This is a genomic window from Streptomyces sp. NPDC023481 (assembly GCF_055560195.1).
The window spans coordinates 66,146-80,628 of record NZ_JBVHJE010000017.1; the positions used below are offsets into that span (position 1 = coordinate 66,146).

Below are 14,483 nucleotides of genomic sequence, written 5' to 3' on the forward strand. Positions count from 1 at the left end.
GGCGCTGAGCACCAACGCAGCGCGGGCGGGCCCGGTGGCCTCCGGCGGTGCGGGGCCGCCGGGACCGCCGGGGGGTCACCGGGGACGCCTCAGCCGAGGGCCAGGGCCTGCACCCGGTCGAGCGCGCCGTTGAACCTGTCGTGGTCGCCGACGGTCGGTCCGGAGGAGGTGTACTGCCACATCGTGTAGTACGTCCACCCGGCCGGCAGTGTCCCGGGGTCGGCGGCGTAGCGGGCGATCCACAGCGGGTCGTTCGCCGCGAAGGCGCCGCTGTCGCCGGTGCACTGGGTCCACCAGCCGGCGGCCGTGTAGATCACCGGGTACCGGCTGGTGCGGGCCTTGTAGGTGGTGACGAAGTCGGTGATCCAGCCGACCATCTGGCTCGCGGTCTTGCCGTAGCAGGCGGCGCCGTACGGGTTCCACTCCATGTCGAGGGCTCCGGGCAGCGTTTTGCCGTCCCGGGACCAGCCGCCGCCGTGGTCCACGAAGTAGTCGGCCTGGGCGGCGCCACTGGTGGTGTCGGGGGTGGCGAAGTGGTAGGCGCCGCGGATCATGCCGACGCCGTAGGAGCCGTTGTACTGCTGGGCGAAGTACGGGTTCGTGTAGTACGTGCCTTCCGTGGCCTTGGTGTACGCCCAGCGCACCCCGCTGCCCCACAGCGTCGACCAGGCGACGTTGCCCTGGTACGCGGAGACGTCGACGCCCTCGGTCTGGGTGGCGGCCTTGGTGGCGGGTGCCCCGTCCCGGCCGTCGTGGGCGAGGACGCCCATGCCCATGTGGGCGGAGCCGCGGGCGGGCGTGCTCGCGGCCCGGGCGGAGGCGAGCGGGAGGCTGAGGGAGAGCGCGGTGAGCAGCGCCGTGAGCAGCGCGGTGAGGAGGACGGCGCGGGGGCGCGGGTGGGCGGGGCCGGGTCTGAGCACGGGCATGGCGTGCCTCCGGGGGGAGCGAAGTGGGGGAGTGAGCTGTGTGGGGGGCTCGTGGCGCTCGACGCCGTGCACTGGCGTGGGCATGCCAGTAAGGGCGTGGTAAAGAAGCTACGCACGTAGATGACGACGTGGGAAGGGGGTCCGGACGACGCCGTTGGTCTACGCCTGCGAAATACTGACGGAGCTGCGGCGATGACGACTTTCGACGGAAACTTTCACCACCACGAAACCGAGCAGGGGTGCTGACGTGCACGAGGACGGAAACGGTGCCGCCCACGGCGTCACCGGCCAGGTGACACCCAGTGGTGCGGACCAGGAGTTCCTGGCGCTGGAGCGCGAGTTGACCGTGCTGCTCCGGCGCGCCCGGGCCAACCAGGGCGAGATGGCCCGGGAGGTCCACCCCGACCTGGAGTCCTCCGCCTACGGCCTGCTCATCCGGCTCGACGAACTGGGCGGCCAGCGGGCCACGGCACTGGCCGCCTACATCGGCGTCGGCAAGGCCACCATGTCCCGCCAGCTGCGCGCCCTGGAGGACCTGGGCCTGATCGCCCGCGAACCCGACCCCGCCGACGGCCGCGCCTGGCTCGTCACCCTCACCGAGGAGGGCAGCCGCCGCGTCGGCACGGTCCGCGAGGCCCGCCGCGCCCGCTACGTCCGCCAGCTCGCACACTGGGACCGCCGCGAGGTCGCCGAACTGGCCCGGCTGCTGCACGAGCTGAACGGCGTCATGGCCAAGTAGGCCGGACAAGGGCGCCCCCGGCGCCCGGCCGTCACAGCTCCACGTACACCACCGTCGCGTCGTCGTGCGTCTTGCTCCGCCCCAGGAACGCCCGCTCCTCCCGGTCCGCCGCCTCCAGCTCCCGTACCCGGTCCACCAGCGAGCGGGCGCCCTCCTTGGCGACCACGTCGAACAGCGCCGTCCAGTCGCCCTCCCGGAACCGCTCCGTCCAGCGGGTCGCGCCGTCCGTCAGCGCGGCCAGCGCCCGGACCTCCCGCCGGGGCAGGACACCGGTGACCGCCCGGACGGCCACGGCCGGGTCGGCGGCGGCCGTGAAGAAGCCGCCCTCCTTGTTGCGCAGGTGCGTGTCGACCAGGGCGTCGGTGGCGAGCGCGGCCCGGGGCAGCCGGGCCAGCCGGTCGTCCAGCACCGGGGTGACCGCGCCGTCGGGTCCCCGCACCAGCAGCGCCGAGTCGGACAGCACCAGGTACTCGACCTCGGCGGCGGACCACCGGGCCAGGACGACGGTTGCCTGGGGGGTTCGCGGGTGAGAAAGGTCACAGGTGCCCGCGTGGGCCTCGGCGGTGCGCCGGATCGCCCGCGCGAGCACCTCCGTGAGCGTCAGATCTCGCCCGGAAAGGGTCAGTTCGGTCAGCGCTCCGCCCAGCCGCGCGGTGAACCAGGGAACGGAGTGCAGGCAGCCCGTCCCACCGGCCGGCGGCGTGACCCCGTCCAGGACGATCACGCAACCTCCCTGTCCGGAGGCGGGAAGTCCGACACCGGCGAAGTCCTCGTTGGGGCGGGTCGCGTCGCCGGAGTCCGAAACGAGATCAGTGCGCATCCGGCCAGTCTGCACGAGGCCTTCACGCCGTGCGCCAAAGACCGGCAAGCACCGGCGAATCCTCACGGCCGCCCAGGTCAGGCGCCTGGTTTGGGCAGGAATGGTCCACTCCGGAAAGACGTGGTGGCGAATACTGCCAAAGCCCGCCGCGTGCGTCCAACCGGCCCACCGCACAAGGGCCCCGCACGCGCCAGAGGAACTTGCCCGCCAACTCCCCTCCGATGTTCACTCCTTCGGGTGGCGGGTCAGGTGATGCGCGACCACTGCCCACCGGCGCTGGGAGGGTCGGGAACCGTACGAACCGGGTGTACGCACCACTTGGCACCGAGCTGACGGGGCGCCACCCGGGCCCCTGGGTAGACGAGTTCAGGAATGCGAGCACCGGTGCAGAAGAAGCGGCCTCGGCGCACAGGCAGGCAGACGGTCCCCGAGGGGACCGTTCCCCAGACCCCCGTGGGCTCCGGCCGCCCCACCCATGTGCGCACCCGGCTGATCGTCGCCGTCGCCGTGGTGGCCGCGGCCGTCGCCGGGGCCGGCGCGCCCGCGCTGCTGAGCGCCTCCCAGGACGTCAGCGAGTCCCAGGACCTGGTGACCCTCGCCGGACGCACCCAGGACGCGCTCACCCTCGCCCACTCCCTCGCCGACGAACGCGACGAGGTCACCTCCTACGTCGCGGCCGGCCGCCCCAAGTCCAAGGCGCCCTCCGAGGACCGCAGCGCCCGCGTGGACCGGCAGGTGGAGGAGCTGCGCGCCGACACCGACACCCCGGCGCGGCTGCGCACCGCCCTCGACGGCATCGACACAGTGCGCCGGGCCGCCCTCACCGGCAAGACCGACGCCCTGCGCACCCACCAGGCGTACTCGGCGGCCATCACCGCACTGCACGGGCTCGCCGAGCAGCTGGCCGCGCAACTGCCCCCACGGGCCGGCTCCGGCGCCCACGCCCTGGCCGAACTGGACTCCGCCGTCCAGCAGTCCGCCGCCGCCCGCGGCCTGCTGCTGGCCGCGCTGAACATCCCGTCCCGGTCCCAGACGGTGATCGACCCCACCACCGGCCTGCCCACCACCTCCGCCACCGGTACGGCCACGGACCGCAAGCAGCGTGACGCGCTCACCGCCGCCGCGCAGCAGGCCCGGCTGCGTGCCGACGCGGCCCTCGCCGACTTCCGCGAGAACGCGCCCAAGGCCGCCGTCGACTCCTACGACTCCACGGTCACCGGCCCCGAGGTCAACTCGGCGACCGCGTACCTGTCCACGCTCACCGACCAGCCCACCCTGGCCGACAGCGAGCTGACCACCAGCACCAAGAAGCTGGACGCGGCCCTGTCCGCCCGCGTCGACCTGATGCGCGGCGCCGAGTCCGCGCTCTACGACCACCGCACCAAGGACCTCGCCCGGCTCCGGGACGACGACGTCACCGCCCTGGAGATCCGGATCGCCGTCCTCGGCGTGCTGATGCTGGTCGCGGTCGGTGTGGCCACCGCCATGGCCCGCTCGCTGACCCGCCCGCTGTCGGTGCTGCGCCGCGGCTCCGCCCGCCTGGCGGAGGCCGAGGAGCCGGCCGGCCAGGAGCCGATCGCCTTCACCGGCCGCAACGACGAGTTCGCCCAGGTGGTCCGCTCGGTCAACGCCCTGCACGGCCACGCCGTCGCACTGCACGAGCGCGTGGCCACCCTGGAGACCGACCGCAAGCACCTGGTCGGCCAGCGCCAGAAGATGGCCGACGCCCGTGAGGAGCTGCGCGCCGAGCTGGCCGACTCCGCCGCCCAGCTGGAGCGGCTGCGCACCAGCATCGGCACCACCTTCGTCAACCTGGCCCTGCGCACCCTGGGCCTGGTCGAGCGCCAGCTGGCGGTCATCGAGGGCCTGGAGGACCGGGAACAGGACCCCGAGCGCCTCGCCACCCTGTTCAAGCTGGACCACTTCGCCACGGTCATGCGCCGGCACAGCGAGAACCTCCTGGTCCTCGCCGGCACCGAGCACGTCCAGCAGCACCCCGGCCCGGTGCCGCTGGTCGACGTGGTCCGGGCGGCGGTCAGCGAGATCGAGCGGTACGAGCGCGTCCGCATCGCCGCCCTGCCGCCGCACGCGCACGTGGCCGGCTTCGCCGCCGACGACCTCTCCCACCTGCTGGCCGAACTGATGGAGAACGCCACCGCGTTCTCCCCGCCGGACCTGCCGGTCGAGGTCTCCGGCTGGCTGCTGGAGTCGGGCGAGGTCATGCTGTCGGTGCAGGACGAGGGCATCGGCGTGGCCGAGGACCGCCTGACCCGCCTCAACGCCCGCCTCGCCGACTTCGACCCCGAGTCCCTCTACGACCAGGAGGGCGAGGACGGCCTCGGCCTCGGCCTGTACGTCGTCGCGCGCCTCGCCCACCGCCACGGCGTCCGCGTCCAGCTGCGCGAGCAGAAGCAGGGCGGTATCGCGGCGGTGGTGGTGCTCCCGCCCGGCCTCCTCGTCGCGCCCCCGCCCGCCGCCGTGGCGCCCCGGATCGCCCCCGGCATCACCGGCACCTTCACCCTCCCCGGCGCCGCCGCCGAGGCCAACTCCAACGTCCTGCCCGCCCGCAAGCACCAGGACCTCCTCGTCGGCCTGGCGGAGCAGGCGGTACGGCAGGCCGGCGAGGAGACACCGCGGCAGCCGTCGGCACAGGTGCCGGAGCGGTCGGCCGAGGACGCCCACGAGCAGGCCGCCCAGCCGGCACAGGACACGGAGACCCGCCCGAAGGCCCCGCCGGAGAGCTACGCCGAGACGACGATGGAACTCCTCCTCCCGGACGCACCGGCGCAGCCGGCACCGGCGGAGCCGGACCGTCCGCACGCCCCGGCAGCCGCCGACGCCGATGCCGGGCCCCGGGCCGATGCCGGGCCCCGGGCCGGAGCCGAGACCTGGACCGGAGCCGAGCCCCGGATCGGAGCCGAGCCCCGGACCGTCACCGGGACCGAGGCCGCGCCCGAAACCGAGCCCGAGCCCGCGCCCGAGCCCGAAGCCGAGCCCGAGGAGCGGCTCACCAGCAAGGGTCTTCCCAAGCGCACACCCAGGATCACCGCACCCACCGCCCCGCCCCGCCCGCGCAGCGCGTCCGTGGACGCGGAAGCCCTGCGCCGCAGGCTCGGTGGCTTCCGCCGCGGTGCCGAGGCCGGCTACCGCGACGTAGAGGCGGAGATCGCCGAACAGACGGCCAACACCCAGCGGCCGTCGAGCCACGCACACGCCGAAGAAGCCACGGGGGGCACAGCCGAGGAGGCAAGCAGTTGACCGCGCCCACTACCTACGGACTGAGCAGTGAAGCCCGCAACCTGCACTGGTTGCTGACCAACCTGGTCGAGGAAGTACCCGGCATCCAGTCCGTCGCCGTGGTCTCGTCCGACGGCCTGCTGCTGCTCTCGTCCGACCCGGGTCACACGGAGCAGTCCCGCCAGGCCCGCCCGGCGAAGGGCCCCCGGGGCTCCTCCGCCGACCTCGCCACCATCGTCTCCGGCATCGGCAGCCTCACCATCGGCGCCGCGAAGCTGATGGACTCCGGGGCGGTCCGGCACACGATGGTCGCGATGGAGCAGGGCAGCCTGTTCGTGATGTCGATCAGCGACGGCTCGCTGCTCGGCGTCCACGGTTCCGCCGAGTGCGACATGAGCGTCGTGGCGTACCACATGGCGCTCTTCGTGGGCCGGGCCGGACACGTGCTGACGCCCGAGCTGCGCAGCGAACTGCGCAAGTCCCTGGAGGGCGAGTCGACGGGGAGCACCCGATGAGCGGCACCCCGAAACTGCCCGTCCGGGGCGGTGACCGCAAACCCGCCCGGGTGCGCCCCTACTCGCTCACCGGCGGCCGTACCCGCTTCGGCCACGTCCTCCTCGTGGAGACGTTCGTGGCCGCGCTGGAGGCCCCGGAGGAGCGCAGGGAACTGACGAACGGCGCCCTCACCACCCGGGTCATGCCCGAGATGCGGGCCATCGTCGAACTGTGCCGCCGTATGCGCACGGTGGCCGAGATCGCCGCGCTGCTGAAGATGCCGCTCGGCGTGGTCCGCGTACTCCTGAGCGACCTCGCGGACCAGGGAAAGATCCGTGTATACGGCACCGGGACCGGTCACGGCACCGGCCGTCCGGACCGCGCGCTGCTGGAAAGGGTGCTGAGTGGACTCCGCCGTCTCTGACGCCACCGCCTCCCCCGGGGGCGCCCCCCTCGCCGGCTTCACCGAGCCGGACGAGGACCTGAAGTCCTGGCAGACGGACCGGACCCGCGCCCCCGTCGCGACGAAGATCGTGGTGGCGGGCGGCTTCGGCGTCGGCAAGACCACCCTGGTCACCTCCGTCTCGGAGATCACGCCCCTGCAGACCGAGGCGCTGATGACCGAGGCCAGCGAGGGCACCGACGACCTGTCGGCCACCCCGGGCAAGCTCACCACCACCGTGGCCATGGACTTCGGCCGCATCACGCTCGACGACGACCTGGTGCTCTACCTGTTCGGCACGCCGGGCCAGCAGCGGTTCTGGTTCATGTGGGACGACCTGGTGCGCGGCGCGATCGGCGCGGTCGTCCTCGCGGACACCCGGCGGCTCAAGGACTGCTTCCCCGCGCTGGACTACTTCGAGAGCTGCGGGCTGCCGTACGTCGTCGCGGTCAACCACTTCGACGGCAGCGAGCGCTTCGCACCGGAGGACGTGCGGGAGGCGCTGACCATCCCCGCGCACATCCCCGTCATGATCATGGACGCCCGGCGCAGGATCGCGGTGATCGAGACACTCCTGTCCCTCGTCGCCCACGCGCTGGACGAAACCCCCGAGTAGGAGAACAGCCCCCGCATGCGGAAGATACTCGTCGTCGGAGCCGGCCAGTCCGGCCTCCAGCTCGCCCTCGGCCTGCAGTCGCACGGCTACGAGGTCACCCTGATGTCGAACCGGACCGCGGACGAGATCCGCTCGGGCCGGGTCATGTCCACCCAGTGCATGTTCGACACGGCGCTGGGGCACGAGCGCGACCTCCAGCTGAACTTCTGGGAGACGCAGGCCCCGCGGATCGAGGGCCTCGGCGTCTCGGTCGCCGCCCCCGGCTCGCACGACCCGGGCCCCACCCAGCGGGCGATCGACTGGGTGGGCCGGCTCGACGGGTACGCGCAGTCGGTGGACCAGCGGGTGAAGATGGCCGGCTGGATGGAGACCTTCGCGCAGCGCGGCGGCCAGCTGGTCATCCACGGCGCGGCGGTCGGCGACCTGGACTACTTCTCCCGCGCCTACGACCTCGTCCTGGTCGCGGCCGGCAAGGGCGAGCTGGTGTCGATGTTCGCCCGCGACCCGGAGCGCTCCCCGTACGCCGAGCCGCAGCGGGCGCTGGCGGTGGCGTACGTCCACGGGCTCGGTCCCCGCCCGGAGCACCCGGAGTTCGACGCGGTCCGCTGCAACCTGGTCCCCGGGGTCGGCGAGCTGTTCGTGATGCCGACCCTGACCACGTCCGGCCGCGCCGACATCCTGTTCTGGGAGGGCCTGCCCGGCGGCCCGCTGGACGTCTTCCACGGCGTCAAGGACCCGGCGGAGCACCTCTCCCTGACCCTGGAGCTGATGGAGAGGTTCACACCCTGGGAGTACGCGCGGGCCACCAAGGTCGAGCTGACCGACGCCGGCGGCACGCTGGCCGGCCGGTACGCGCCGACCGTCCGCAACCCCGTCGGCCGGCTGCCCGGCGGCGGGCTGGTCCTCGGCGTGGCCGACGTGGTCGTCGCCAACGACCCGATCACCGGGCAGGGTTCGAACTCGGCGGCCAAGTGCGCGGCCGCGTACCTGGCGTCCATCCTGGAGCGCGGTGACCAGCCGTTCGACGAGGAGTGGATGCGGCAGACCTTCGACCGGTACTGGGCCACCGCGCAGCACGTCACCAAGTGGACCAACGCCATGCTGGCGCCGCCGCCGGAGCACGTGCTGAACCTCATCGGCGCGGCCGGCCAGCTGCAGCCGGTGGCGGACCGGTTCGCCAACGCCTTCGACAACCCGGCCGACTTCGAGGACTTCTTCTACGACCCCGACAGGACGGCCGCCTACCTGTCCTCGCTGACGACCGCCTGACGGGCCGGGGCGGCACAGGCCGTCCAGGGCCGGCTAGCTCCGCTCCGCGGGGTCGGGCCGTACCGCGCCGAGGACCGGGTAGGAGGCCAGGGGCGAGACCTCGACCCTCGCTCCGGGGCGCGGTGCCTGGACGACCCTGCCGTCGCCCACGTACATCGCCACGTGCGTCGCCTCGGGGAAGTACACCACCAGGTCGCCGGGGCGGAGCCGGTTCAGCGGGACCCGCCTCAGCCGGCCCCACTGCTCCTGGCTGGTGCGCGGGATCGGGGCGCCCGCGTGGGCCCACGCGTCCGAGGTGAGGCCCGAGCAGTCGTACGCCTGCGGTCCCCGCGCCCCCCAGGCGTACGGCTTGCCGATCTGGTCCAGGGCGTAGCGGACGGCACGGTCGCCGGCCGGTGAGGCGGCGCGGTCGGCGGGGAGGGCGCCCGCGGTGGTGAGCGCCCGCTGGGCCGTGGCGACCCCCTGTTGTTCGAGGCGGGCGATCGCGGCGAGCTGCTCCGGGGTGAGGCTCGCCAGCAGGCGTTCCACGTCGGCGAGCCGGGTCCGGACGTCGTCGCGCTGCCGCTTCTGCCGGCCGGCCAGGCCGAGCTGGGTGTCCAGGGCCCTGCGGGCCGCGCGGGCCAGCGCGTCCCTGCGTTTCTCGGCCGCGGCCAGCCGGCCCACCGTGCGGGCCCGTTCGCGGGCCAGCTCGCCGATGACATGGCCCTCGTCCAGCGCGTGCTGCGGGTCCGGCGCGAGGAGGAGCCGCACGTACGGGCCGAGGCCGCCGCTGTTCTGGTACTGCTGCCGGGCCAGGCGCCCGGCGTCGGCCCGGCTGTCCTGCAACGCCAGTCGGGCCCGGGCCAGTTCGCCGTCCAGCCGGGCCACCTCGGCGCGCTGCCGCTCCAGCCGCTCCGTCGTGGCGTCGTAGGTCTCGGTGGCCTGTTCGGTCTGGCGGTACAGCTGCTGAAGGTCCGTCAGCAGACGGGCCACCGGCGGCTGCGGTTCCGGCGTGGCCGCGGCGGGTGCGGGCGCGAGGACGGCCTGGGCCGCCACCGTGGCCGTACAGGCCAGACGCAGAAGCCTTGCTGACACGTCATCACCTCCGGGGCGCGGGGAGCGGAACCTCCGTCTCCCGTCGCGACCCGATAATCAGACGTGTCGGTGTGGTGGGTGGGGGACGCCTGCGCGGTTCGGCGCAGTGGAATCACCCGTTCGAGTCATCCGGCTTGCCGGGCGGCGTGGCATGTGGCTTGGACCAGGGCCAGCGGAGCCTTCCGGCGGACGTGTCGTCGGGGTCGTACGTGTACTTCCACCCCTGGAGCAGCCCGAGCCGCCGGCTGTGCCCGCGCGCCACCCGGCGGTAGACCAGCACCGTGGGCGGACCGCCCGCCGGGTCGGGGACGGGGATCCGGTACGTCTTCGGGGGGTGCCCGGTGGGCCCGAGCAGGACGGGCAGCACGCGACCGTCCATGGGGCCGCCCTCGAAGGGGGTGTCCTGACTCTTCACGAGGTCAGTCTCGGTCATCCGCGGCGAGCGCGCCGACCAGCTCGGCGGTCTGCGGGTCCCGGCCCGCGGTGACCGTGAGGACGGCCACGAACTGCTCCACCAGCCAGTCGCGCAGCTCGCCGGCCGGGGGCTGCTTGTCCTCGTCCAGCCAGATCAGGGAGGCCGCCTCGACGGCCGTGATCCACATCCGGACCGTCATGCGCAGCCGGGGGCCCGGACCGGTGATGCCCAGGTGCTGGTAGATGTGCTCGGCCGCGGACCGGCGCACCCCGTCCACGAGGGCGGTGGTACGGGAGGTCTCCACCACGCTGCCGCCCTGGAGCAGCGCGCTGAAACCGGTGTCGTGCCCGTCCACGAAGGCCAGGTAGCGGTCCAGGACGCGGGACAGGCGGGGCAGCAGCGGGCCCTCGCGGGGCTCGTCGAAGCAGCGCCGGAGCTCCTCGGCGGCCGAGCGCAGCGCGGCCTCGTACAGCTGCTGCTTGCCGCCGGGGAAGTACCGGTACACCAGCGGCCGCGAGACCCCGGCCGCCTCCGCCACGTCGTCCAGCGACACGTCCTCGGGGGCGCGGTGCGCGAAGAGGCCCAGGGCGGCGTCGAGGAGCTGGCTGCGCCGCTCCTCGACGCTCAGCCGGCGGTATGCGGGGGTGGCCGAGGGGGTCATGACCAGCAGCCTAATCGCCGCCCGGCACCGGCCGTCCCCCCGCGCCCGCGGCTGGTGGCCGTCCCCGCCTACGCCAGCAGGCCCGACGACCGCCACAGCCGCCGGCCGGCACCGCGCAGCACCCCGATGTCGTCCAGGAAGTCCGTCAGCTTCTTCGCGCCCGACTGCATGACCTCCCGGCGGTGTCCGCTCGCCTTCACCTGCGCCAGCGCCTCCCGCCTGTCCAGGCCGACGTTGGTGTAGACGTCCGGGTTGACGAAGGCGACCGAGAAGACGCGGGCGAACTCGCCGGAGGTGACCCGGGTGAACTCCTGGGACCACTTCGGCGCGGTCACCATCTGGCGCCGCAGTTCCTCACGGGCGTACCGGACGTGCCGGGCCTCCTCGATCACGTGGATGCGGGTGACGCCCCGGACCAGCGGCTGCACCCGCTCGTCCGGGAACGTCAGCCGCTGCATCCAGTCCAGGACCTCCTCGCCGAGCAGCGTGGCGGTGAAGGAACCCGGGGTGGTGGATATCGTCTTGAACAGGCGGCCCAGGTTGCGGTGCGCGCGGCTCACCGGGTACCAGGGCGTGCCGCCGTGCGTGATCAGCCGCGCGAACATCTTCGAGTGCCGGCACTCGTCCTCTATCTCGGTGAGCGCGTACCGCACGTGGGCGCTCGTCGCCGCCTTGTCGTAGATGTGCCGGACCAGCAGCTGCATGAGGATGATCTCGAACCAGATGCCGAGCGAGGCCAGCGCGGCGGCCTCGTGCCGGGAGAGCAGGAGGCGCTGTTCCTCGCTCATCCGCCGCCACAGCGGGGTGCCGTAGAGCGAGACCAGCTCCGGCGGCCAGAACCACTTGCCCTCCTCGAAGGGCGCGTCCCAGTCCAGCTCCTCGTCCGGGTCGAAGGAGTGCTTGGCGGAAGAGACGAGCAGCCTTTCGGCCACCTGTTCCCGGTCCTTGAGCAGGCCGAGCGCGTCGCGCAGCCCGTCCAGCGCGTCCGCTTCCGTCAGGGTCGTCATGGCTCCCTCACCTCGTTACCCGGGGGTAGTCGTCGTGCACTTATGAGACTACTTGTCAGCAAGGCAGTCAATCCCTCGCGCGCAACTTGTCGTCCCCGCCTCCCCGTGTGAGCCTGCCGGGTATGCCGACCCACGACCTCTACGCCGCCGACCCGGGAGACTCCCCCTGGCAGGTGCCGGCCACCGGCGCGGCCCGGTTCAGCTGGGAGTACGACGACGGACGCGACCGCCTGCTCGCCCTGTACCAGAAGGGCAAGGACAAGCAGTGGGACGGGCGGACACGCATCGACTGGGACCTGGAGGTCGACCCGTACGACGCCCTCGGCACACCCGAGGAGGCCATGTCCCTGTACGGCACCCCGTACTGGGCCAAGCTCTCCGCCAAGGACAAGGGCGAGCTGCGCCGGCACTACGCCTCCTGGCAGTTCAGCCAGTTCCTGCACGGCGAGCAGGGCGCGATGATCTGCGCCGCGCGGATCGTGGAGTCGGTGCCCGACCTCGACGCCAAGTTCTTCTCCGCGACCCAGACCATGGACGAGGCCCGGCACGCCGAGATATACGGCCGGTTCCTGCACGAGAAGATCGGCCTGGTCTACCCGGTCAACGACAACCTCCGCTCGCTGCTCGACGACACCCTGCGCGACAGCCGCTGGGACATGCCCTACCTCGGCATGCAGGTCCTCATCGAGGGCCTGGCGCTGGCCGCGTTCGGGATGATCCGGGACACCACCGACAAGCCGCTGCCGAAGCAGATCCTCACCTACGTCATGCAGGACGAGGCCCGCCACGTCGCCTTCGGCCGGATGGCGCTGCGCGACTACTACAAGCAGCTCACCGACGCCGAACTGCGCGAGCGCGAGGAGTTCGTCATCGAGGGCTGCCACCTGATGCGCGACCGGCTGCGCGGGGTGGAGGTGCTGCAGAACTTCGGCATCCCGAAGGCCGACGCGGAGGCGCTGAGCGAACGGTCCGAGTTCCTCCGGCTCTTCCGCAAGCTCCTGTTCAGCCGCATCGTCCCCTGCGTCAAGGACATCGGCCTGTGGGGCGAACGCCTCCAGCGGGCCTACGTCGACATGGGCGTCCTCGAACTGGGCGACTCCGACCTGGACGCCCTGATGACCCAGGACGAGGACCTGGCCGACCGGTTGGACGCGGAGCGCTTCGCGGCCGAGGAACGGGCCCGGGTGGCGGAGGTGGAGGCGGCGATCGAGTCGGGGGCGAAGGGGGACTGAGAAGCGGAGGCGGCTCGGACGCCGGCTCTCACGAGGCGAGGGGGGTTCTCACCGGGCGAGGGACCCCGCCCGCCAAGGGACCCTCACCGGTCCAGTACCGCTCGCATCACGTCTCGGGCGATCGGTGCCGCGTCGCCGCCGCCGCTGATCTCGCCCCGGTCCGCCGAGGCGTCCTCCACCACCACCGCGACCGCCACCTGCGGCTCCGGCGCGTCGTCGGACTGCGCCCAGGACAGGAACCAGGCGTACGGCACCCCGGCGTTGCCGACCCCGTGCTGGGCGGTGCCGGTCTTGCCGCCGACCAGCGCGCCGGGGATCGCCGCGTTGGTGCCGGTGCCCTCCTCGACCACACCGGCCATCAGCTCCTTCAGCCGGGCCGCCGTGTCCGGACGCATCACCTGCCGCCCCGGCCGGGCCCCGCTGCCGGCGACCGTCTCACCGCCGTGCCGGGTGGTCCGCTCCACCAGGTACGGCGGACGCAGCCGGCCCCCGTCCGCGACCGCCGCCGCGACCATCGCCATCTGCAACGGCGTGGCCCGCGTGTTGTACTGCCCGATCGAGGACAGCGCCAGCTGCGCCCGGTCCACCCGCGTGTCGAAGGTGCTCTTCGACACGGCGAACGGCACACGCAGATCGGTGTCGTTGAACCCGAACGCCTGGGCCGTCGTCGTCATGTCCCGCACCCCCACGTCCACGCCCAGCTTGGCGAAGACCGTGTTGCAGGACCACTCGAAGGCATCGCGCACCGACGCGTTCCGGCAGCCGTCGCCCTCGTTGGTCAGCAGGGTCCTGGTGCCGGGCAGCCGGTAGGGGTCGGGGGAGTCGGTGGGCGCGTCCAGGTCCGTGACCACGCCCGCGTCCAGCGCCGCCGCCGCGGTGACCACCTTGAACGTCGACCCCGGCGGATACGTCTGCCGTACCGCCCGGTTGAGCATCGGCTTCTCCGGGTCGTGGTTGAGCCGCGCCCACGCCGCCGACACCGCCTCGTCGTTGCCCGACAGCTCCGACGGGTCGTACGACGGACTGGTCACCAGCGCCAGCACCCGGCCCGTGGCCGGCTCCACCGCGGCCACCGCGCCCTTGCGCCCGGCCAGCCCCCGGTACGCGGCCTCCTGCGCCCGCCGGCTGAGGGTCGTCACGACGTCCCCGCCCCGGTCCCGCGCCCGGGCCACGTCCCCCCACAACGGCAGCGGCGCCAGCAGCGGATCGGTACCGGAGAGCACTCCGTCCTCGGCGTGCTCCAGGAACGTCGTACCGTACCTCTGCGAGGAGAACCCGGTGACCGGCGCGTACAACGGGCCCGCCGTGTAGGCGCGTTCGAAGCGCAGCTGCTCGCCGGTGTCCACCGACCCGGTGACCGGCTCGCCGCCCACCAGGATGTTCCCGCGTGGCTGCTGGTAACGGGCGATCGTAGCCCGGCGGTTGGCCGGACTGCCGTCGTACTCCCCGGACTGCACGACCTGCACGCGGGCCGCGTTGACCAGCAGGGCCGCCAGCAGCAGGGCGCAGAAGACGCAGGCGTGCCGGATGTACCTCCCCATCGGCCGCCC

The 14,483-nt window shown here is 73.0% G+C and carries 14 protein-coding genes; 7 read left to right on the forward strand and 7 right to left on the reverse strand.

Going from position 1 to position 14,483, the window contains the following annotated elements; genetic code table 11:
• Positions 1-89: 89 nt before the first annotated feature.
• Positions 90-926: a lysozyme gene (locus ACZ3ZD_RS28860; protein WP_467403310.1), complete on the reverse strand. Its 837-nt coding sequence runs from the start codon at positions 924-926 to the stop codon at positions 90-92.
• 247 nt (positions 927-1,173) lie between these two features.
• On the opposite strand from ACZ3ZD_RS28860, the gene ACZ3ZD_RS28865 reads away from it, so the two are divergent.
• Complete coding sequence (locus ACZ3ZD_RS28865; protein WP_467403314.1) at positions 1,174-1,665, forward strand: MarR family winged helix-turn-helix transcriptional regulator; 492 nt, start codon at positions 1,174-1,176, stop codon at positions 1,663-1,665.
• A gap of 31 nt (positions 1,666-1,696) precedes the next feature.
• Here ACZ3ZD_RS28865 and ACZ3ZD_RS28870 read toward each other — a convergent pair whose 3' ends face one another.
• Positions 1,697-2,485: a protein phosphatase 2C domain-containing protein gene (locus tag ACZ3ZD_RS28870; RefSeq protein WP_467403315.1), complete on the reverse strand. Its 789-nt coding sequence runs from the start codon at positions 2,483-2,485 to the stop codon at positions 1,697-1,699.
• 372 nt (positions 2,486-2,857) lie between these two features.
• On the opposite strand from ACZ3ZD_RS28870, the gene ACZ3ZD_RS28875 reads away from it, so the two are divergent.
• Genes ACZ3ZD_RS28875 through ACZ3ZD_RS28895 form a run of 5 tightly spaced genes read left to right on the forward strand, consistent with a single transcriptional unit; the run spans position 2,858 to position 8,544 of the window.
• Positions 2,858-5,743, forward strand: a complete 2,886-nt coding sequence (locus tag ACZ3ZD_RS28875; RefSeq protein WP_467403319.1) for a sensor histidine kinase — start codon at positions 2,858-2,860, stop codon at positions 5,741-5,743.
• Positions 5,740-6,237 carry a roadblock/LC7 domain-containing protein gene (locus tag ACZ3ZD_RS28880; protein ID WP_467403322.1) on the forward strand — a complete coding sequence of 166 codons (498 nt, stop codon included), beginning with the start codon at positions 5,740-5,742 and terminating at the stop codon, positions 6,235-6,237. Before ACZ3ZD_RS28875 ends, ACZ3ZD_RS28880 begins: the two co-directional genes overlap by 4 nt.
• The gene (locus tag ACZ3ZD_RS28885; RefSeq protein WP_467403324.1) at positions 6,234-6,641 is read left to right on the forward strand and encodes a DUF742 domain-containing protein; all 408 of its coding nucleotides are present in this window, start codon (positions 6,234-6,236) and stop codon (positions 6,639-6,641) included. The genes ACZ3ZD_RS28880 and ACZ3ZD_RS28885 overlap by 4 nt, the downstream gene beginning before the upstream one ends.
• Positions 6,622-7,275, forward strand: coding sequence for a GTP-binding protein (locus ACZ3ZD_RS28890; protein WP_467403327.1), 654 nt, complete (start codon positions 6,622-6,624; stop codon positions 7,273-7,275). The genes ACZ3ZD_RS28885 and ACZ3ZD_RS28890 overlap by 20 nt, the downstream gene beginning before the upstream one ends.
• Positions 7,276-7,290: 15 nt before the next feature.
• The gene (locus ACZ3ZD_RS28895) at positions 7,291-8,544 is read left to right on the forward strand and encodes a styrene monooxygenase/indole monooxygenase family protein (protein WP_467403329.1); all 1,254 of its coding nucleotides are present in this window, start codon (positions 7,291-7,293) and stop codon (positions 8,542-8,544) included.
• Between the two features lie 33 nt (positions 8,545-8,577).
• Here the strand turns inward: ACZ3ZD_RS28895 and ACZ3ZD_RS28900 are convergent, their stop codons facing one another.
• The 4 genes from ACZ3ZD_RS28900 to ACZ3ZD_RS28915 form a co-directional block, all read right to left on the reverse strand.
• On the reverse strand, positions 8,578-9,618 hold the full coding sequence (locus ACZ3ZD_RS28900) for a C40 family peptidase (RefSeq protein WP_467403331.1): 1,041 nt from the start codon (positions 9,616-9,618) through the stop codon (positions 8,578-8,580).
• 112 nt (positions 9,619-9,730) lie between these two features.
• Positions 9,731-10,051, reverse strand: a complete 321-nt coding sequence (locus ACZ3ZD_RS28905) for a hypothetical protein (protein ID WP_467403334.1) — start codon at positions 10,049-10,051, stop codon at positions 9,731-9,733.
• Positions 10,038-10,694 carry a TetR/AcrR family transcriptional regulator gene (locus ACZ3ZD_RS28910; RefSeq protein ID WP_467403336.1) on the reverse strand — a complete coding sequence of 219 codons (657 nt, stop codon included), beginning with the start codon at positions 10,692-10,694 and terminating at the stop codon, positions 10,038-10,040. Before ACZ3ZD_RS28910 ends, ACZ3ZD_RS28905 begins: the two co-directional genes overlap by 14 nt.
• A 68-nt stretch (positions 10,695-10,762) precedes the next feature.
• Positions 10,763-11,701: an AurF N-oxygenase family protein gene (locus tag ACZ3ZD_RS28915; RefSeq protein WP_467403339.1), complete on the reverse strand. Its 939-nt coding sequence runs from the start codon at positions 11,699-11,701 to the stop codon at positions 10,763-10,765.
• Positions 11,702-11,823: 122 nt separating this feature from the next.
• On the opposite strand from ACZ3ZD_RS28915, the gene ACZ3ZD_RS28920 reads away from it, so the two are divergent.
• The gene (locus tag ACZ3ZD_RS28920) at positions 11,824-12,933 is read left to right on the forward strand and encodes a ferritin-like domain-containing protein (protein WP_467403343.1); all 1,110 of its coding nucleotides are present in this window, start codon (positions 11,824-11,826) and stop codon (positions 12,931-12,933) included.
• Positions 12,934-13,016: 83 nt separating this feature from the next.
• Here the strand turns inward: ACZ3ZD_RS28920 and ACZ3ZD_RS28925 are convergent, their stop codons facing one another.
• Positions 13,017-14,474, reverse strand: a complete 1,458-nt coding sequence (locus tag ACZ3ZD_RS28925; protein WP_467403741.1) for a penicillin-binding transpeptidase domain-containing protein — start codon at positions 14,472-14,474, stop codon at positions 13,017-13,019.
• Positions 14,475-14,483: the final 9 nt, after the last annotated feature.

Coding starts and splice junctions, on each gene's coding strand:
- ACZ3ZD_RS28870 (WP_467403315.1), bottom strand. CDS start 2,485: ATGCGCACTGATCTCGTTTCGGACTCCGGCGACGCGACCCGCCCCAAC.
- ACZ3ZD_RS28875 (WP_467403319.1), top strand. CDS start 2,858: ATGCGAGCACCGGTGCAGAAGAAGCGGCCTCGGCGCACAGGCAGGCAG.
- ACZ3ZD_RS28920 (WP_467403343.1), top strand. CDS start 11,824: ATGCCGACCCACGACCTCTACGCCGCCGACCCGGGAGACTCCCCCTGG.
- ACZ3ZD_RS28905 (WP_467403334.1), bottom strand. CDS start 10,051: ATGACCGAGACTGACCTCGTGAAGAGTCAGGACACCCCCTTCGAGGGC.
- ACZ3ZD_RS28860 (WP_467403310.1), bottom strand. CDS start 926: ATGCCCGTGCTCAGACCCGGCCCCGCCCACCCGCGCCCCCGCGCCGTC.
- ACZ3ZD_RS28925 (WP_467403741.1), bottom strand. CDS start 14,474: ATGGGGAGGTACATCCGGCACGCCTGCGTCTTCTGCGCCCTGCTGCTG.
- ACZ3ZD_RS28885 (WP_467403324.1), top strand. CDS start 6,234: ATGAGCGGCACCCCGAAACTGCCCGTCCGGGGCGGTGACCGCAAACCC.
- ACZ3ZD_RS28895 (WP_467403329.1), top strand. CDS start 7,291: ATGCGGAAGATACTCGTCGTCGGAGCCGGCCAGTCCGGCCTCCAGCTC.
- ACZ3ZD_RS28915 (WP_467403339.1), bottom strand. CDS start 11,701: ATGACGACCCTGACGGAAGCGGACGCGCTGGACGGGCTGCGCGACGCG.
- ACZ3ZD_RS28910 (WP_467403336.1), bottom strand. CDS start 10,694: ATGACCCCCTCGGCCACCCCCGCATACCGCCGGCTGAGCGTCGAGGAG.